We start from the raw sequence: 19,473 nt of genomic DNA on the forward strand, positions 1-19,473 counted from the left end.
AAGGTAAACAAAGTTGCATAGTTCAAATTGCTAGAAAGACGCTCTTACGCACAGACACACACAGAAGTCAGGAGTTTCTGGCTTCCTGAGATGATAAGTTCGGGAAACACGCAGATGCAATTTGAATAACGATTAGATTATTAACTGTTGATTTGGCTAAGTAAAGCTTTGCGTAAAATTGTAGCGTTGTTTAAACGTAGAGAGAGAAGTATGAGCAAAGGGAACCTCCGCCTATAACTTTGGTGGGGCGCAGAGTCTTGCCGAATTTAATTCGCTACGAATTAATGAAATGCTGTACTTAGCCGTTCAAGTTGGGCTTCAATGGCTGCCAAAAGTTGGTTTTGCTGCCAATTTTGGCTAAGATGGGCGGCTATGCAAGCTGCTCCAGCGCCCATACCTTCTTTCACAAAGCCCTGCTCATAAGCTCTCAGTTGGGGATAACGAGAATCAGCAAAGCTCAGATGAGTTGCGAATAGGGGAGGGATTCTTCCACTCTGAGTTAAGCTGGCTTTTCCTAAGTTGAGGGCTAAGTCAACTGTAGCTCCAGTAGGATCTTCTGCCACCCAGCGAGTTGTGCCTACAACTACTGCTTCTGGTTGCCATGATAAGGCGTAAGCTTGAGCGATCGCACTGATCAGCGCATAAACCGCCAGCATTTGCGTCCCACCAGCAAGCATTACACCACAACTCCGACTAGCAGCGATCGCCATCCCAGCTACCACCACTTGCATCGGATCACCCACAGCGGCGACGAGTTTTAAAGGATCAACTAGAGGAGATGAGGAGGATGAGGGGGATGAGGGAGACGAGGGAGAATTTACTTCCCCTGCTTCCCCATCTCCCTCATCTCCCCCTGCTCCCCCATCTCTCCTCATCTTCTCCAGCCCAGCTTGCACTAGTGCCCACTTTTGCGCGTGGTTACAAATAGGATGGCTACTATTAACTTTTCCGGCAGCATCTATACCCAAACCAGTTAAGATTGCCAGGGCAGTTGTAGTGCCTCCAACGACGCACTCACCGAGAATCACATACTTATGTTGGTTATTGGCAGCAAGGCGTTCTCCCCAAAGTAGCCCTTGTTTAAACAAGTGGTGTACCGTTGTAATTTCCATAGCAGCGCCACTACTTAAACACTTAGCAGCCGTGCCGCCCAAATCAACTACTGGCACAGCCGGAGGCTGGGGTAAACCAGCATTAAACAAATGAACTGGTATCTTTAGTGACTCAAATACAGCGCGAGAAATCAGCACAGGTGAAGCCCCAGCCGCTAATGGTGGTAAGGGATATTGGGCTTTATGTTCTGGGCCATAATACAAAAACTCGGCATCGGCACAAGCAGTATATTTCCGATCTTCTGGAGTGCGACCGGCTGCTGAAATCCCTGGAATTAAACCAGTTTCAGTAAATCCTAAAACACAGGCAAATACGGGGAGACAGCCACGATACCGTCGTAGCCATTCTTCACCCTGTTCTTTTTGCGTATAAATACTAATCATTTGGAAAGTTAAAAGTTAGGAGTTAGGAGTTAGGAGTTAGGAGTTTAATTCATAACTATTAACTCACAACTCCTCACTATCCTTCATAATCCATGAGGACTTGTACCCAGCGTGGTGGACGGGGAATGGGGTTGCCCAGGCGATCAAAAAGCAACCATGCTGCCAGGTGTACCACAAAAAGGTAGATAAAGTTGTTGAGTACAATTAAAGCGATCGCTCCCACTTGAATCAAAAACACACTGGGACTCGCCAACAAACTCAAGTTAAAAAATACCCACTCTATGAACTCAGTCACCTGGGTAATTACATAAATCCACAGGTCTTCACCTGACAACACAGACAGCAACCACAGCCGAAAAAAGAATCCCAAAGTACCCAACAGCGTACCCAAGGTGATAGATACAATCCAGGGAACACGACGACGATACCACGTCGCTCCCAAAAGCACGCCCATAAACCCGTAGGGCATGACAAACAGCAAACTGCGGGCTGGCCCCATCAGTACCGTCAGCAGTAACCCAGAGGTGAGTGCTGCCATCCATGCCGCACGCCTGCCCCAACGCAGATAAACTAGAGCGATCGGTACCGGAAAAAATATCCGCAAAACTGGCCCCAAGGGAAAGTAGAAATTAATAAACCAAATCAAGCTAGCGGCACTGGCTAAAAACGCCGTTTCCACCATCCTCAAGGGCGCATCAGCCTTGAGTTGAGGAGGCATTAACTGCTGTTCTTTGTCTAACCAATGATTGTGGGGAGTTGGAGATCCAGGGGATGGATCTTTCTCCGGCTCATCTGGCAAAGAATCTAAAATACTCATATCTGACAAGTTTTTAACAGATCGCAAAAGTCCCCACCTTCTCTGCGAGACGCTAACGCGAACAATTTACTCATAAGGTGGGGATTGTCAGGGGGTGATAATAATTGCATCGAATATTGATTTTTTAGTCAGCAAAAAATCAATATTCGATGTATAGTAGCGTTCGCGCAGCGTTTCCAAGAGTTGCGCTAGCGAGTCATTGAGCGTCGTAATCACCAATTTTTCGAGTATTATAGTTACTGTCTTGACCATCAATGCCATAAGCGAAAACCAAGCTAATAGGTATATGTTGCAAGAAAACCCTTCGACTTCGCTCAGGGTAAAAGATTTGGGTCTTGGGAACCAGGACTTCTGCCCTTGGAGGGAATGTCAGACCAATAGAACTACGGAGTCCTAGAGGCTATTCCCGATGAATTGGGAAGCCTCGTCCGTCTATAGGTTGAGGTAGTTCACACGATCATTCTTTCTAAGGCTGACAAATCGGGAATGCAAATAGTGTCTTGATCCCGTTTAATCAAGCCTTTTTTTTCTAGCCTTGTCAACACTCTTGTTACAGTTTCCCGCGCCAGTCCGCTCAAACTACTCAATTCCCGATGAGGTAAATTCGGGATTTCGGTTCCTGTTTGCCCTTTTTTTCCCTGTCCTTCTGCCAAAAATACTAACGTATCTGCCACCCGTGACTGGCTATCAGATTCCCGCAACCGCAATCGGCGATTTACTTGCCGCAAACGTCGTGCCATTAGTTGCGCCAATCGAACTCCCGCTAAGGGTTCTATCTGAAGTAACTTGACAAAATCCTGAGCAGGCATACTACCAATTACCGTTGGGGCCAAGGTAATCACATCTGTGGATCGAGGCACTTCATCTAGCGCCGCCATTTCACCAAACAATTCCCCTTTGCCAAGAATATTCAGCGTTATCTCTTTTCCTTCCAGATTGTAGGTGCGAATTTTTACCCATCCGTCCAGAATAAAATACACAGAACCGCCCCAGTCATTTTCCAGCAGAATTACCTGATTGGCTGGGTGAGTGCGGGTAACAAGATGGATGAGGGCTGATTCGACAGCAGTTTCTGGCAACCCTTGAAAAAAGGGAGCCGACGACGTGATCATCCAGGAATTAGCCTGTGCTTGCAAGCTATATCGATCTTCCATTACGACATCTTTATTCAAGCTGCTATATACACACAACAAACAAGAGCGCCATTTTCAGCCTAAGCTATCATTGCACAGCTCCCTTTCAAAAAGAAAACTAAACTATGCTACATAAGAAAGCGACAAGAAGGTTTTTCTAAATAATCTTTACCTATAAGTTTAAACGGGTTAAAAGTTTTGCAAAAAGTAGTTTATAGCCGGCGGTTGTATTGCTTAGGGGCTAGCTGCACTGCAAACTTGATTAGTTCAGAATATAGGCAAACAACATCAATGATACTAAAGGGAGTAAATTATTGCTCAGGTATTTTAGCGATTTTCAAAAATAGGCAATTAATGATCTGTAAAACTAAGCTTCTCACACAAACGCTGACTGAAGATTGCCACGACTCGCAGTAATCCATAACATAATGACAGTCACAAGTCCAAGCAGGGGCTTTTGCCACTCAAAACTTTTCCTATGGGCGACGCTTGCTTCCCCATAGGGATACGGTGATTGTAAAGTAATTGTCAGATTAGTTGACATACATCTCTAGGTAAGGTGATAAAAGTGACTTCCAGTGCAGACGAAATTCAAAAGCTGATCGCAGACATTGACAACTTACTTGCCAGTGGTGGCAAGCGCTTGTCTAAATTTCTGTCTGGTCAGGCGCAAGAGCCTAAAGAAGTTTTAGAACGAATTCGCAACTTCTTGGTGAGGCTACAAGAAAAAGGAGCATTAGAGAACGGCATCCCAAATCAGTCTTCTGAAGAACCGCGAACGCCTTTATTAACAAAATTTATTGATCAAGGTAATAACCAGTATCCACTACCCCGGCCCGAATCCAATCAGGAACAGAGTACTGTTGGGGCAGGACTATTAAAAAGTGAATTTTCGAGCTTGATCCAGCCATTGCGATCGGAATTAGAATTGCTCTTGCAAGAGCGAGCCGCTCTCATACATGAAATTAGGCAGCTAGAGCAGAGGCGATTGCAAAATTACTCCTTAGCGCAGCAGTTGACAAACCAGGAGCAGATGATTACCGAGTTTTTACAGGTACTCATGAGTCGTCTTGTGCCAACTTTAACGCCACTTTTAGCACAGACGCAGGAAAATTCCGCCAGTTCTTCAGGAGCAAATAGTGGAAACTCAGAACCAGTAACCTCTGCAACTCAACCGTTACTAGAATCACCAGACCCTGCGGAGCGTTTAACCCACCTGGCGAGGGAGTTGGATCAACGTTTATTATCACTAGATGGGACTGTAAATGTAGTATTTGAGGCACTACAGCGCAACATTAATACTTATCACGAGTCCCTGTCGCAAGCATTGGCAAGAATGCATAACAAGGGGATGGAAGGCGAACAGTTGATGGCCAACTTTCTCAACAATTTGACTCAGCATTTGCAGCAGCAATCCCCTAGTTCCCAGCCATCTTTCCTTGAGGTCGAATCTGATACACCAGCATCATTGGCTGATCCAGCCGAGATTACTGCTGGAGTTGCACCCCAACCCTTGGAGCTTATACAGCCAGAAACATCTTCACTCACAATTGATCAGCAACAGGATACTACGATCGCAGAAGATTTAGATGCAGTGCTGTTGCAGCTTGGTATCAACTCGTCTCAATCTTCTCAGAAGACCGAATTACCGCAAGATATTTCTGCGTTAATTGGTGATGAAGTAGACCAACTTTACGCCAGCTTGTTTGGTACTGGTAATGTTAATAATCCAAGTCTTGAGGTTTCCACAGCCTCAGAATCAACGTTGAACATCGCTGAGGGCGCATCTGTGCCTCCAACTGGGGATTCTGAGGCTGTGACAGCAGATACGACGGATCTGTTCGATTTGAGCAACGTTCACCCGCAAACAACCCAACAGACTCCAGTAGAAACTACAGCATCATTAGATTCACAAGAAGAATTATTTTTTGAAGAAGATACAGACCTAGAGCTTGTTAGTTTCTCTACGCCACAAGCAGTTTCCGCAACAGACAGCTTGCCGCTCGGCAATCAGCCAGCTAGCGCTGATACAATTAATACTCTAACTGAGCTATTGCCTGATACAAGTAATGATCAGGAACTCCTGGAAGTATCATTTTCTGTGGATAATGGCACAACTACAGCACCAGTTACTCCAGAAGTAGCGGAAATTGTGGAAATTGCATCCTCTGTGGATAATGGGACAACTACAGCACCAGTTACTCCAGAAGTAGCGGAAATTGCGTTGGCAAAGCCTACCGTAGGTATCGCCACACCAGAAGTATTAATTAACGATGATCAGCCAGAACTGTCTTCAGATAACTACATTGCTGCTTCGCCACAAGAAAACTTGCTTTCTGTTGAGTCAAACCAGGCTCCAGCCGTACTTGATATTTCTTTAGATGAAGAACAGTTGCAGCAATTAGATCGGGATTTGGCTAATTTTGATCGGCAGCTAAATTCTGAGTTGCAGCCAGCTACCAACTTGGATATTTTCTCAGAAATACTTGATGAAAATCAAGATATAATTCCCATAACTTCCCCTGAGCCGCCAACAGAAAATCTCCAAATAGTAGAAGAAAATAACTCAACTGCTGCTTTCTCCAGTTTGGCAGTTCCCCAGGTAGAAACTGAACAAGAAAATGAAGTCACAACTCCTGATGAAGAAAGTTCTTTACCTCCAATTTCCAACTCCATCAACAATCCAGAAGTTTCGCTCAATGTTCTAGAATCAGTCTGGTATTTAGGAATTGATTTAGGTACAACAGGAATTTCTGCCGCATTATTAAATAGCTCGACTTTTGTTGTACATCCTATCTATTGGTCAGCAGAAAATCCGCCGGGAAGAACTTCTTTCCAGGAATCATTTCGTTTACCAACAGAGGTTTATCTGCCTAGAGCTTCTGTACCCCACGGAGAAAACGAAAGTATCCAAGTACATGAGCGGACTGCACCTGCGGCTGTTGCCCAAGATAAAGTACCCGATCGCTCGGCCAACACTCCTGCAACACGGACAACAACAGATGCGACGATAAATAATCTCTACTCGGCGCAGTTGAAGCCTTATTTACAAGTAGCCATTCCCTACAAGAGTGAACGGCAGAAATGGGAACCTGTTTTGCAATTAAATGAATTTTCGGCAGGGCCTTTGATTTGGGTTGTGCGATCGCTCTCTAAGCTACTATTAACCCTCAAATCCGAAAAAACTTGTACCACCCCTAGTTTAATGGCTGCTGCTATGGGGATCAGCGAACAAGATTTCCCCAAAATTATCAATAATATTGCTGGTGTAATTTGCACCTGTCCATCTAGTTGGTCGGAACAATACCGCTTTAACGTGCGGGAAGCTTTACTCACCAGTAAACTCATCCAACATCCGCAGCAAGTCTTTTTTGTAGAAGAAGCGATCGCTAGTTTGCTCCCAGAACTCGATGCTGCTAACGGTGAGCAAGTAAAATTAAGCGAACATCAGGGTTCTCATCCGGCAAAAACCAGCGAACATCCCATTGTTGGCAATACCCTTGTGATTAACATTGGAACAACTGCCACAGAAATGTTGCTGGTCAATCTCCCAGAAACATTGCAACAATTGACATACAATGATTTCATGCTCCACAGTTTTGCTTATGCTGGTAAGGGAATTGAACAAGATATAATCTGCCAGCTGCTATTGCCACCTAAATCTCGGCAATCACGAAAAGAAACACAAAGCGATGCCTGCGGCGGGCTACGCCTACGCAAAACTACCACTAATAATCCTTGGCAATGGCAACCGTCAATTCCCGGTTTAGACCAAATGCGTTGGCAGAGTTTAGGGTTGGAAGAATTAGAATTACCCAGAGTCGGAGAGCCAGATATCACCGCTCGGATTCGCCTCCAGCAGCGTCTAGAAAGTTCTCTACTGGGACAGGCAGTATTAGATGCCGCACTAGCTCTAAAGCTGATTTTGCAACACCAAGACTCTTTTACCTTAGAATTGGCCGATCAGCAGTGGATTTTGCAGCGACGAGATTTAGAAAGCCAGGTATTTATCCCCTTTGTGCGTCGCCTGAACCGAGAACTCAACAAGTTATTGGTAGCTCGTGGCATCCCCACAGAATCCATTAATCAAGCTATCCTGACTGGTGGGGTGGCTTGTGTCGGGACGGTGAATCGTTGGCTACGGCAAAAACTCCCCAGCGCTAAGATTATTCAAGATTTATATCTCGGCGAAAACGGCGCTCCTAATTGCAGTCGCGTTGCTTATGGTTTGGCGATGCTGCCTCTGCATCCCCAGATATTAGATATACCCAGGCAACAATACACTGATTATTTCCTATTTACAGAATTGCTGCGGCTGCTACCAGACCGATCCTTATCTTTCGGTGAAGTTATCCAGTTATTTGAGGGTCGTGGAATTAATACTCGCACTTGTCAGCAACGCCTGCTGGCTTTTTTGGAAGGTGAACTGCCTTCGGGTTTGATACCTTCAGTTACAGATTCGGCTTGGCTGACTCAGAGTTCGCAAGAAAATCCTGACTATCAGGCGATCGCTACAGTACCACTTTTTGAAAAACAAGGCAGTCTCACATATCGTCCCAATTCCCAACAACTGTTGTCCTTGCGTCGCTATCTAGATGCAATCAAGGCTAGTAATCAGCAATCACTGGAGGAACCATACTTAGTGAATTTCGCTTTAGAGGTTAATCATTGAGATTAGTACATCACGGATGTGTCTTTCTGAGTCGCGAAGATCCTGATGGGCTTTCAACTCTCAACATTGTAATATTTTGGATGTGTACCAATAACACTATCTTTTTTATCTGATGGTACAAAATACTGTAATTTTACAATTTCCCACCTTAATTAAAAGATTCTGTAAACTTTAGGTTTTCGGTTTTTACATTGCTTAATTTTTGTGTATGTTAGCACTCAGTAGGATTGACAAAATCAATAAAAATTGCCTAAAAATTATGTTCATGTCTACACTACTGATTCAAAAAGTCCTGTTGTAGATAAGCTAGTCCTTGTGAACCATCTTTATCTTTATTCAGTTAATTGTTCGCAACAGCCTTTCCACCCGTCAACCTTAAGCGTGAGAAAACGATTAATTGACATTGTTGGAGCCATTGTGGGGCTGATAATTACATTTCTCGTAGCAATTCCCGTAGCAATTGTTACCTTTATAGATGCTCCAAGTCCAATATTTTATTCCCAAATTCGCTGTGGTTTGAACGGAAAAACTTTCCGCATCTGGAAATTCCGTTCGATGATCGTCGATGCTGATAAATTCAAGCATTTAGTTGAAAACCAAGCCAAAGGTCACATCTTTAAATCTGTTGACGATCCTCGCATTACTCCTGTGGGCAAATTTTTGCGGCGCACTAGTTTAGACGAATTTCCCCAATTTTGGAATGTTCTGGTAGGGGACATGAGTTTAGTTGGTACTCGTCCACCCACTCCTGATGAAGTCAGCCATTACGATCCACACCACTGGGATAGATTGCGAGTCAAACCAGGCATTACTGGAGAATGGCAGGCTAATGGACGTTCTAGTATTACAGACTTTGAAACCATTGTCAAGATGGATATAGATTATCAACGTAAGTGGTCTGTAACTTATGACCTGAGTCTGATTGTTAAAACTATCTGGGTAGTCTTGAAAAAGACTGGTGCTTATTGAATTTGTCATTTGTCATTTGTCATTTGTCACTTGTAGTGAGCGACTTGTGCCGAGCGACTTGTACTGAGCGTAGTCGAAGTAAGCCGAGGTAAGCCGAAGTATTTGTCATTTCTCCCCCTGCTTCCCCTGCCTCCTCATCTCCCCCTGCTCCCTCATCCCCCTCATCTCCACTTTCTTCTTCAACCCTTGACCCCGCTACCAGTTTCAGTGGGTACAATGTAACGTTGTAAAAACAAAAATAGTAATAATACTGGGGCGATCGCAATTACTGAACCAGCAGCTACCAAGCGCCAGTCAAGGGAAAATGTACCTGCTAGCTTTGCGACTCCCAAGGGAAGAGTGTATAAATTTTCGTCTTGGATGACAATTAAAGGCCACAAAAAGTCACTCCAAGCACCAATGAATACAAAAATAGCTAAAGTTACCAATGCTGGGCGAACGGCTGGTAACATCACATGCCACCACAAACCTAACTCCGAACTGCCATCCATCCGAGCGGCTTCTTCTATCTCTTTGGGGACACTCATGAAAGCTTGGCGCAACAGAAAAATGCCAAAGGCAGAAGCTAAACTCGGAAAAATCATCCCTAAATAACTATTTCTCAAACCCAACTGGACTGTCAAAATATAAAGGGGAATCATCACGATTTGGAAGGGAATCATAATCGTAGAGACGATCGCCACAAAAATCCAGTCTCGCCCGACAAATGACAATCTTGCCAACGGATAGGCAGCTAAAGCGCAAAACAGTAGATTTAAGCCCACAGTCAGCACCGACACCAAGGTACTATTATACAGATATTGTCCAAAAGGTAAAGAGTTCCAGACACTAAAGAAGTTATCTAGTGTAGGTGAGGCAGGTAATAACTGTGGCGGCGACTGCAAAATATTTTCTGTAGGCGATTTCAAGGCTGTACTAACTAGCCACAGTAAAGGAAAGAGCATCACCAGTGCGATCGCTCCCAATAGCGCATACATTAGCAGAATTTGCGATCGTGATTTTTTCCAGTTCAGCATTTGATTAATAACTTTCCCAGTTCTCTAAATATTTATTACAACTTTCTTTATAACGCTACAACTTGCTTTCAATATTTTGCACTTGCTCAAATATTTGGTGGATGCTCACCCATTTTCACCCACATTTTCCGCACACGAGTTAATTGCAGACGATTCATTTTTAAAGTATAAATTGTTGCTCTACCAATGGTTGTAAGTCCTACAATTTCTGTAGCATCTTCACTCCAAGTAAAATGGTCTGCCCACAATTGCTGTTGTGGATTAAATAATTTAACCTCATCCTGAGTATTAGGGTCAATTGCTGTTTGGCGAGTTGCTTTATAACGATTACAAGATGGACAAGCCAAGCATAGATTTTCAAATACAGTTACCCCACCAGCAGACAAGGGAATGATATGCTCAAATTCAAAAGTAGTGACTGTTAAAGCTTCAGCAGTGCGACAGTAAGCACAACAATCAGCAAAATAATTATGAATTTCCTTTTTTAATTCAACAGGAATGTAAACACTCACGCTAGTTGCTGTTTATTTTGAAAAATATTTAAGGTATATCTAGCTCGAGTTTTAAGAATATTTAATTGGTCAACCTGTGCTAATAATCTGTCTAAGGTTTCAGTTTCGTCATGTGACAAATCATTCTCAGAATTTTTAACTAATAATTCCTGTAACTGGATCTGAGCTTTGGGAGATAAATAACTTTCTGCCAAAGCTTGCAACTCATCTAGATTTAAACCAATCAATAATTCCGAATCTACAGATAAGTTAGTTAGCTGTTGGTAACTTTCTAAATCTAACAGTACTCCAACTTTTTTCCCCTCTGCGTTAGTGACATACTGAACTGAGTCAGACATGGCTTTACTTGATAATTTGGTTAATTTTATCGTAACTTATCATCAAAAATCTGGTCAAAGCAATTCATCTAATTCTGTTGGTGTGATTCCAGATGTAATTCTGGCTGGTGCTAAGGTTATAAATCCGCGTTCATGAAATGTAATGCACCATAAAATTTAGAGACGTAAAGTTTTACGTCTCTACAAGAAAGAGTTTTGGTTACACAACTCATAATCTTTATACATCAAATCAGCAACACCAAAAAATCTATCTAATCAAGTAGGCTTATAGCCTATCATCCTACAGTTTGAAGTCAAATTATAGTGTCAGTGGTAGATGACGTTGGGTTAGTCATAAAACATTTGATGAGATGTCTTCATCATCCTGAATCCTTCAGCCTTTTGGAGTCAATCCGGTTTCCGTAGAAACAGCTTGTAGTGGTTTATCCCAAGGTTCAATAGATATTTCGGACAAATAGGCAAAATCAAAGACAATTCCGATAGTCGGCTTTGTCTGCCATTGCGGTAAACTGAGCAAGCGATCGTAATATCCACCGCCATAGCCCAGGCGATATCCTTGATAGTCGCAAGCGACACTAGGGACAAGAATCAAATCCACTTCATCTGGATCTAAGATTGGAGCGTCGGGGTGTGGTTCAGTAATGCCATAAGCGCCGCTTTGGATAGAATCGTTAGGTGCCCAAATATGCCAACATAGGGATTTTTTATCAACGCAGCGAGGAAATCCCCAACGGTATTTGGTGTTTGCAAATAGTGGACTGAGATCGGGTTCTTGGCGAAAGCTGAAATAAGCGAGTATTGTTTTTGCTTGGGTAAACAAAGTAGAGTTTTGTAAATGAGAGCGTAAGCGATCGCTTTTTTCTCTCCATTCTCCAACGGACATTGATTGACGTGTTTTGAGTAGAGTGCGGCGTAGTTCTGCTTTATTGAGTTGATGATTAACTTTGTCCATGAAAATTTATAGCGTCAAATAAATAAGCTGGGCATCGCCCAGCTTAAGTACTCTACACTCACCAGTACATTGTTATACAGCGTGTTGACGATACCACTCAATCGTATTCTTTAAACCTTCCTCAAAACCCACCTGAGCCGTGAAATTAAAGGCTTGGTTTGCCCGTTCAGTATCTAAACAACGGCGGGGTTGACCATTAGGCTTGTCAGTTTGCCAAACAATTTTACCCTTAAACTCCATCAATTCGCAGATTAGAGTTACTAAATCAAGGATGGAGATTTCATAACCTGTTCCCAAGTTAACTGGTTCCGATTCGTTATAGAATTGAGTTCCCATAACAATCCCCCGCGCTGCATCTTCTGAATATAGAAACTCACGGGTAGGACTGCCATCGCCCCAAACTAGGAGTTGCTTTTCTGCTTTAATTTGGGCTTCGTGAACTTTGCGAACTAATGCTGGAATAACGTGAGAACTTCCTGTGTCAAAGTTATCTTCTGGGCCATATAAATTTACTGGCAGTAGATAAATCCCATTAAAACCGTACTGCTGGCGGTAGGATTGCAATTGAACTAAAAGCGCTTTTTTAGCAATTCCATAGGGGGCGTTGGTTTCCTCTGGGTAGCCATTCCAAAGATCATCTTCTTTGAATGGCACCGGAGTAAATTTAGGATAGGCACAGATTGTGCCAACACAAACAAATTTTTCTACTCCAGCTTGATAGGCAGCGTGAATTAGCTGCGTTCCCATGATCAAGTTATCGTAGAACAACTCAGCGGGTTTTTCACGGTTGAGACCGATACCCCCAACATGAGCTGCTAGGTGGATAATTACGTCTTGCTGGTCAACTGCACGTTGGCTATTTTCCCAAACACGCAAATCACAATCGCGCGATCGCGTTACTGTAATCTTCTCACGATCAGCCCCTGCTTTACACAGTTGATCTATCACCTGACGACCTAGAAACCCCGACCCACCAGTGACAAGAATGCGTTTATTTTTTAATTCTAAGCCGGTCATATTTTTATCCTCTGTGGTGCGAATCAGAAGTGCAAAGCGCCCAGTTGTTGACGAATAGTCGCTATATCTAATGGAAATTGCGAACCATTTCCATTGGGTGAAGTATGACCCAATGCTTGTAAATCTGCTTCTACCATTAAGGAAACTAGTTCTTCAAAGGTTACTGATGGTGCCCAGCCCAACTTCTGGCGTGCTTTGGTAGAATCGCCAATCAACAACTCTACCTCAGATGGACGAAGGTAACGCTCATCAAACTCTACATAATCTTGCCAATTGAGATTTACATAACTAAATGCTAGTTCCAAAAACTCGCGCACCGAGTGGGTTTCACCAGTAGCAATTACGTAATCGTCTGGCTGGTCTTTCTGCAACATTAACCACATTGCTTTGACGTAATCCTTCGCATAACCCCAATCTCGCTTGGCATCTAGATTACCCATGTAAATTTTTTTCTGCTTACCAGCAACGATACCAGCCACTGCTCTAGTAATTTTGCGGGTTACAAAGGTTTCACCCCGCCGTGGTGACTCATGGTTAAAAAGTATGCCATTACAAGCAAACAAATCATAAGACTCACGATAATTTACAGTTTGCCAGTGGGCGTAAACTTTGGCACAGGCATAGGGACTGCGGGGATAAAAAGGCGTTGTCTCAGTTTGAGGTATTGCTTGTACTAAACCGTACATTTCTGAAGAACCCGCCTGGTAAAATCGCACCTGAATTCCAGTACGGTGTTGGTAGTCCCGAATTGCTTCCAACAGACGCAACGTTCCCATTCCTACAGCATCCACCGTGTATTCTGGTGAATCAAAGCTTACTCTGACATGGGATTGAGCGCCCAGGTTGTAAATTTCTACTGGCTGGACTTCTTCTAAAATGCGTCGCAGCGTCGTACCATCTGTCAAGTCACCATAGTGAAGAAACAACCGCACTCCCTCTTTGTGGGGGTCTTCGTAAATGTGATCGATGCGGTCTGTGTTAAAGGTTGAAGTCCGGCGAATAATGCCATGAACCTCATAACCTTGTTCCAACAAAAACTCACTTAAATATGAACCATCTTGACCAGTGATACCAGTAATCAACGCTCGCTTCTGTTGCGTCATGCTTAATTATCCCTTATTGTCTTTGATTAAAAAGTTACAGCCAATCTGATACAACCTAGCAGCTAATTGCTCAATTGCCTAATGGGAAACCTACGAGTTCTTGTTGTTAAGAGACTTTCACTGTCAATAGATATACTTAATAAAAAGTAATTTAACACGTCAGTTTTCTTAGATATATCAAGATTGTTTAATTATGTATATTTCTTTTATTAAATAGATAAAGATTCTTTTTGTGTACGTTATTTTTTTGTCAAAACTTCATATATCTCTGGTTTGGTGAAGACTGATTGAAGAAGAATTCAGGAGCAAAGCCGGAGACGTTTCCGTTAGCTCCGGTCAGCAATCTTGACGCTCTCTACAGCGCAAGGGATGCGGATTCGCTCTAAGCGAACGCGAGTGCGTCTCTAAGAGTTGCTATGCCGTTGGCGTACCCCTACTCTTAAGCAAGCTAAATGTAGTGTGTCGCAGACAAGCCCAAGGGAGGCGAGTGCGTCTTTGTACCACTTGCCTACGGCACGCTCCGCGAACGTGGAGGCAAGCTACGCGCAGCAGCGACCATAGGAGAAGGAGAAGAGAAGGCTTTACGTTTCGCTATCGGCTTTTTCGGTCAGAATTCATTCTAAATTCTGACTCCTGAATTCTGTTTCGATAAAATAAATATTTTAAATTAAACTTTTGGCAAAAATTAGAATAAGAGCAAAGATGAACAATCGTTTAGTCTTAGGGAAAGAATTGCTATTTAGGGGCATTAACTGCCCCACAGAATCGACCCTAAGTAGTTACTCAGTATGCCCCGTTATTTTTGGGCAGAATGACCACATCAACAGTTTTCAAGATGATCCATAAATCAAGCCATAAATTCCTAAACCTAGCATAATGCAGGTCTATTTGGACTCGCCGAGGGTAGGGAATATCATTACGCCCAGACACCTGCCACAAACCAGTAATTCCTGGACGGATTGTTAAAATCTCATCAATGTGACAACCGTATTTTGGTAGTTCTTCTGATACCAAGGGTCGAGGGCCGACTACACTCATGTCCCCTTTTAAAACGTTCCAGAACTGGGGAAATTCGTCTAAGCTAGTAATTCGCAAAAATCGACCAATTTTGGTAATCCGGGGGTCTTGCTTCAGCTTAAAACTGCTTTCAAATTCTTGTCGCAACTCGGGCGAAGTTTCCATCATTTGCATGAGGATTTCGTCAGCATTGCTTACCATTGTTCGGAATTTAATACAATTAAACGTTTTGTAATTTTTCCCTACCCGTTCCTGGACATAAAAAATTGGGCCTTCTGAACTGAAAGCAATCAACAAGGCCAAAATTAAATAGACGGGTAAGAACAAAATTAACACCGACAGCGAAAACACTATATCGAACAGTCGTTTGGCAAACTCTCCGTTTAAACCCTGAAAAGATAAACCTTTGGGTTTAACTTTTGGTATCTTCGTTTTTTGACCGCGTTTTAAGAAACGCGTAGACGTTCTGGTGTCTTGCCTTACGCCTCGCTTGCCGGAGAGGAGTGAGCTCTGGGCAGTCATCATACTCCTTAATAATCCACACCACACATAGTCCCAATATTAAAGCCAAAATGAGGTGCTTCTGGGGAAAATTGCCAAAAGCCTAAAAAAATAAGACGTTATTCAAGACCATCATTGCAAAAATGGTCTTTTTTCGTTGCATTTGTTTACAAAATCTAAATAACGATCTGCAAAAATTTGCGGTGAGAACTGCGCGGCGTGCGATCGCATATACTCGGAACTGAACGAACCCTCATACACTTCAAACTTTTCTACTGCCTCCACTAAAGCCGCCTCTGTTTGCGTCCTGAAGAATATACCTGTCCCTGTATCCACTCCAGAGCGGATATCCCGTACTGTTTCTAGAGCACCCCCTGCACCGTAGGCAATCACTGGCGTGCCACAGGCTTGTGCTTCCACTAGGGCGATACCAAAATCTTCACAAGCTGCATACACAAACGCCTTAGCGCTAGACATATATTTTTTTACCACATTATCGGGTTGCCATCCCAGTATTTGGATATTAGAGTTTGCCATCTCGCGAATCTTATTCATTTCATCTCCTGTACCAATGACTACTAATGGTCGTTTGAGTTGATTAAAAGCCTTGACAATCAACGATATTTGCTTATAACTCACTAACCGGGAAACTGTCAGGTAAAAGTCCTCTTTCTCAGACAGAAATGGAAATTCCGCAATATTCACTGGTGGGTAAATGACTGTTGCTTCTCGTCGATAGCAACGCCAAATCCGCCGAGCTGTATGCTGCGAGTTAGCAATGAAGTAATCAACGCGATTGGCACTCAATACATCCCACTGGCGCAAACGATGTAATAAATATCGCGTCACCCACCCAGCTAAACCACTACCCAGTTTGCTGTAGCGCAGATAATCAAAAGTCAAGTCCCAGGCATAGCGCATAGGGCTGTGACAGTAGCAAATATGAATCTGTTCGGGAGTGGTAAGAATTCCTTTGGCAACAGCGTGGGATGAAGACAAAATTACATCATAATGCCGTAAATCAAGTTGTTCAATTGCCAAAGGCCACAAAGGCAAGTATTTTTGTATACCGTTGCGGGCAGATGGAAAGTTCTGAAGAAACGTCTTGCCAATCTGACGCTTGTATAAATAACTTTCAGGATTGCTGGATTCAAAATCTATGAGAGCATACAAATCAGCATCAATATGATTCAAAATTTCTCGTACAACGAGTTCTGAACCACCGGTGGCTTTGGGTGTCAGCCACTCATGAACCAGAGCATATTTCAAGGGCACAGCTAAACAATTCAAAATTCAAAATTCACGCATTCAAAATTGAAGATAGTTTTCTTAGAGGATGTTTGAAAAGTCCTCTTCTCGGTAGTGAAACGTTCTAGATCCCCCTAAATCCTCCTTAATAAGGGGGACTTTGATTCCGGTTCCCCCCAATTTATCGGGGGGTTAGGGGGGATCAATAAGTACCTAAAATCACAGCCAACCACTTTTCAAACAACCTCTTAGACTCCGACTGAAAAGTTTCCCTTTGTGATTAATTAACGGGAAGCGCCCCAGATTAGCAAATGGGACGGAATCTTTTCCTTAGAGGTTCCAGATGGATGCTGCAACCTGATAATCTCAGAATGGGGAGTGGGGAATGGGGAGTGGGAAATGGGGAATGGGGAATGGGGAATGGGGAATAACCAATAGTTTTCTTCCCCTGCTTCCCCTGCTCCCCCTGCCTCCCCTGCTTTTCCCCTACTCCCTATTCCCCACTCCCTACTCCCTTAACGCAACTGATATATAAATGGTGAATTTATGCGAATTCTAATTATGGGTGGTACTCGGTTCATTGGTGTCTATTTGACTCAACTACTAGTGGAACAAGGACATGAGGTGGTGCTGTTCAATCGGGGAAATCGGCCAGCACCTTCTTTAGAGGGAGTAGGACAAATTATAGGCGATCGCACTGATGCTACTCAATTAAAAGCAAAGTTATCACAAGAAAACTTTGATGTCATTTTTGACAATAACGGGCGGGAACTTACTGATACCCAACCACTAGCAGAGATTTTTCAAGACCGAGTGCAACATTTTGTCTATATGAGTTCTGCGGGGGTGTATCTCAAATCTGACCAATTGCCCCATGTAGAAGGTGATCCAGTAGATCCTAAAAGTCGCCATAAGGGTAAACATGAAACAGAAGCTTATCTGACTCAATTGGGATTACCTTTTACTTCCATTCGTCCTACTTATATTTACGGCCCTCGTAATTATAATGAGTTGGAAGGCTGGTTTTTTGACAGAATTGTGCGCGATCGCCCCATTCCCATCCCCGGAAATGGGTTGCATATCACCCAGTTTGGTCATGTAAAAGACTTGGCAAAAGCTTTGACTAAGGTTTTGGGCAATGAACAAGCCATAGAGCAAATTTATAATATATCTGGCGATCGCTTTGTCACTTTTGATGGTTTAGCCCGTGCTAGCGCTGTAGCGGCTGGCAAATCACCCGATGCTGTCAAAATCGTCCATTACGACCCGAAAAAGTTTGATTTCGGCAAGCGCAAAGCTTTTCCGATGCGGGTGCAGCATTTCTTTGCTTCGGTGAACAAAGCACAAACAGAATTGAACTGGCAACCTGAATATGATTTGATTTCTGGGTTACAAGATTCCCTGGAGAATGACTATTTAGCTAATGCAAAAGATAAAGCTGATGTTGATTTCTCTGTAGATGAGGAGATTTTACAAACGTTGTGAGTAAAGATGTTTAGGGGCGCATCGCTGTGCATTGGTGTCAACTTAACGTAAAAGTCATGTCTCGCAAGGAACTTCAGTTCCTTGCTAATAGCGAAAGTCATCTGAAGATGACTAAAATATACCCAAAAATCTGTAGTCTACTTCAGTAGACTTTAGCTATTAGCCCTGAAATTTATTTCTGGGCGGGTGAGGAAGCTAACAGTTAAGCTATTTCTACCTTAAGTTGACACCTATGATCACTGTGTGCCCCTACTGATGCTTTTCGCATCTTCATAACTCATCAGGGTTAACGCCTAACTCTCGCAGTTGTGCTGCTAATCTGTTAGCACGTTGACTTTCTCGTTCGAGGGGCGTGGGAAGCCAATTCTCGAATGCATCATACCAACGTAGCCACAACCGCTCAATTCCTTGGTAAGAACCTTGCCAAAGTCCTAAACCCAGTTCCAAACCCGGCATCCACACCCGTGGGGTAGTCAAGTCCAATTCGCTGTAGCGGTCTGCAACTAATTGGAATGCTTGGAGTTTGTCAGTGTAGCGGTCAAACACAATGTAGTAAGGAACTCGCAAAATCCGCTCATAAACTTCCCATTTGGTCGGCGGTTGGTTAATTTCCCGCAGAGTTTGTCCTAAGTCTTCTTTTTCAGTGCCAGGAGAAAGCAATTCTACCACTACAAAAGGAGCAACCCCTTCTTGCCAGATTACATAACTCAGACGCAAGTTTTGCTGTTCGTAGAGACGCGAAACTCCCACAGCAGCAAACCAGTCCGGGCGTTTGTACCACAGTGTATGCCGGAGGTCATAGTAAAGGTTTAAGTCAGTGGCGACAAATACTTCCTCTGCTGGATAGTTAGGTGGACAGAAGGTTTCGCGCAGAAGTTGGGGTTGAAAAAGGTGAAATTCGTCAGGCAAACCAGAGTCCTCCGGGTATTCACTGGGAAGATCGTACATGGTGGGTAGAGTTTCTTTTGCAGGGCGAGGCGGGTCTGTTTGGTACATAAGGGGAATCCTGACCGACTAATTTTAAGTTAACGGATCGCGGTAAAGGTTTGGTCAAAGTCAAAATCAAAAATATTTTCTTCTACCTGAGAAAGACGCAATTTATCGCGTCTTTAGTTTTTACTGGAACAGGAATGACAATTTTCTCTATTAGTCAGGCAAACCTTTTTTATAATTGCCTGGAGGCTACTGAAACTAGTT

At 43.4% G+C, this 19,473-nt stretch carries 17 protein-coding genes; 4 read left to right on the forward strand and 13 right to left on the reverse strand.

Going from position 1 to position 19,473, the window contains the following annotated elements; translation table 11 throughout:
- Positions 1–281: 281 nt before the first annotated feature.
- The 3 genes from LC586_RS26565 to LC586_RS26575 form a co-directional block, all read right to left on the reverse strand.
- Positions 282–1,496 carry a nicotinate-nucleotide--dimethylbenzimidazole phosphoribosyltransferase gene (locus tag LC586_RS26565; RefSeq protein WP_229488230.1) on the reverse strand — a complete coding sequence of 405 codons (1,215 nt, stop codon included), beginning with the start codon at positions 1,494–1,496 and terminating at the stop codon, positions 282–284.
- A 76-nt stretch (positions 1,497–1,572) separates the two neighbouring features.
- Positions 1,573–2,313 (reverse strand): DUF2232 domain-containing protein, encoded by a 741-nt coding sequence (locus tag LC586_RS26570; protein WP_229488231.1) that lies wholly within the window; start codon positions 2,311–2,313, stop codon positions 1,573–1,575.
- Between the two features lie 449 nt (positions 2,314–2,762).
- Positions 2,763–3,467, reverse strand: coding sequence for a Crp/Fnr family transcriptional regulator (locus LC586_RS26575; protein WP_229488232.1), 705 nt, complete (start codon positions 3,465–3,467; stop codon positions 2,763–2,765).
- A 547-nt stretch (positions 3,468–4,014) separates the two neighbouring features.
- Here LC586_RS26575 and LC586_RS26580 point away from each other — a divergent pair.
- Together LC586_RS26580 and LC586_RS26585 are read left to right on the forward strand one after the other, a co-directional pair.
- Complete coding sequence (locus LC586_RS26580) at positions 4,015–8,118, forward strand: hypothetical protein (RefSeq protein WP_229488233.1); 4,104 nt, start codon at positions 4,015–4,017, stop codon at positions 8,116–8,118.
- Between the two features lie 315 nt (positions 8,119–8,433).
- Positions 8,434–9,087 carry a sugar transferase gene (locus LC586_RS26585; protein WP_229488254.1) on the forward strand — a complete coding sequence of 218 codons (654 nt, stop codon included), beginning with the start codon at positions 8,434–8,436 and terminating at the stop codon, positions 9,085–9,087.
- A gap of 19 nt (positions 9,088–9,106) precedes the next feature.
- On the opposite strand, the gene LC586_RS26590 is transcribed toward LC586_RS26585, so the two are convergent.
- The 4 genes from LC586_RS26590 to LC586_RS26605 all read right to left on the reverse strand — a co-directional run bounded on the left by LC586_RS26590 (position 9,107) and on the right by LC586_RS26605 (position 10,953).
- Positions 9,107–9,304 carry a hypothetical protein gene (locus LC586_RS26590; protein ID WP_229488234.1) on the reverse strand — a complete coding sequence of 66 codons (198 nt, stop codon included), beginning with the start codon at positions 9,302–9,304 and terminating at the stop codon, positions 9,107–9,109.
- Positions 9,267–10,103 carry a carbohydrate ABC transporter permease gene (locus LC586_RS26595; protein WP_229488235.1) on the reverse strand — a complete coding sequence of 279 codons (837 nt, stop codon included), beginning with the start codon at positions 10,101–10,103 and terminating at the stop codon, positions 9,267–9,269. Before LC586_RS26595 ends, LC586_RS26590 begins: the two co-directional genes overlap by 38 nt.
- An 86-nt stretch (positions 10,104–10,189) precedes the next feature.
- Positions 10,190–10,615 (reverse strand): HNH endonuclease, encoded by a 426-nt coding sequence (locus LC586_RS26600; RefSeq protein ID WP_229488236.1) that lies wholly within the window; start codon positions 10,613–10,615, stop codon positions 10,190–10,192.
- Positions 10,612–10,953: a hypothetical protein gene (locus LC586_RS26605; protein ID WP_229488237.1), complete on the reverse strand. Its 342-nt coding sequence runs from the start codon at positions 10,951–10,953 to the stop codon at positions 10,612–10,614. Before LC586_RS26605 ends, LC586_RS26600 begins: the two co-directional genes overlap by 4 nt.
- Between LC586_RS26605 and LC586_RS26610 the strand changes: the two genes are divergently transcribed.
- Positions 10,952–11,089, forward strand: coding sequence for a hypothetical protein (locus LC586_RS26610; RefSeq protein ID WP_229488238.1), 138 nt, complete (start codon positions 10,952–10,954; stop codon positions 11,087–11,089). The two genes, LC586_RS26605 and LC586_RS26610, sit on opposite strands and share 2 nt — an antisense overlap.
- Positions 11,090–11,326: 237 nt before the next feature.
- Here LC586_RS26610 and LC586_RS26615 read toward each other — a convergent pair whose 3' ends face one another.
- The 5 genes from LC586_RS26615 to LC586_RS26635 all read right to left on the reverse strand — a co-directional run bounded on the left by LC586_RS26615 (position 11,327) and on the right by LC586_RS26635 (position 16,818).
- Entirely contained in the window at positions 11,327–11,905 is a 579-nt protein-coding gene (locus LC586_RS26615) for a 5-formyltetrahydrofolate cyclo-ligase (RefSeq protein WP_229488239.1), read from the reverse strand.
- Between the two features lie 72 nt (positions 11,906–11,977).
- The gene (locus LC586_RS26620) at positions 11,978–12,922 is read right to left on the reverse strand and encodes a GDP-L-fucose synthase family protein (RefSeq protein WP_229488240.1); all 945 of its coding nucleotides are present in this window, start codon (positions 12,920–12,922) and stop codon (positions 11,978–11,980) included.
- A gap of 23 nt (positions 12,923–12,945) precedes the next feature.
- Positions 12,946–14,025, reverse strand: a complete 1,080-nt coding sequence (gene gmd / locus LC586_RS26625; protein WP_229488241.1) for a GDP-mannose 4,6-dehydratase — start codon at positions 14,023–14,025, stop codon at positions 12,946–12,948.
- 783 nt (positions 14,026–14,808) lie between these two features.
- Positions 14,809–15,564 carry an undecaprenyl-phosphate galactose phosphotransferase family protein gene (locus tag LC586_RS26630; RefSeq protein WP_229488255.1) on the reverse strand — a complete coding sequence of 252 codons (756 nt, stop codon included), beginning with the start codon at positions 15,562–15,564 and terminating at the stop codon, positions 14,809–14,811.
- Positions 15,565–15,675: 111 nt separating this feature from the next.
- Positions 15,676–16,818 carry a glycosyltransferase gene (locus LC586_RS26635; protein WP_229488242.1) on the reverse strand — a complete coding sequence of 381 codons (1,143 nt, stop codon included), beginning with the start codon at positions 16,816–16,818 and terminating at the stop codon, positions 15,676–15,678.
- Positions 16,819–17,337: 519 nt separating this feature from the next.
- On the opposite strand from LC586_RS26635, the gene LC586_RS26640 reads away from it, so the two are divergent.
- Positions 17,338–18,276 carry an NAD-dependent epimerase/dehydratase family protein gene (locus tag LC586_RS26640; protein ID WP_229488243.1) on the forward strand — a complete coding sequence of 313 codons (939 nt, stop codon included), beginning with the start codon at positions 17,338–17,340 and terminating at the stop codon, positions 18,274–18,276.
- 270 nt (positions 18,277–18,546) lie between these two features.
- On the opposite strand, the gene LC586_RS26645 is transcribed toward LC586_RS26640, so the two are convergent.
- Positions 18,547–19,272 (reverse strand): Uma2 family endonuclease, encoded by a 726-nt coding sequence (locus LC586_RS26645; protein WP_229488244.1) that lies wholly within the window; start codon positions 19,270–19,272, stop codon positions 18,547–18,549.
- Positions 19,273–19,473: the final 201 nt, after the last annotated feature.

It is taken from the genome of Nostoc favosum CHAB5714 (assembly GCF_020829495.1).
Classification (GTDB): Bacteria; Cyanobacteriota; Cyanobacteriia; order Cyanobacteriales; family Nostocaceae; genus Nostoc; species Nostoc favosum.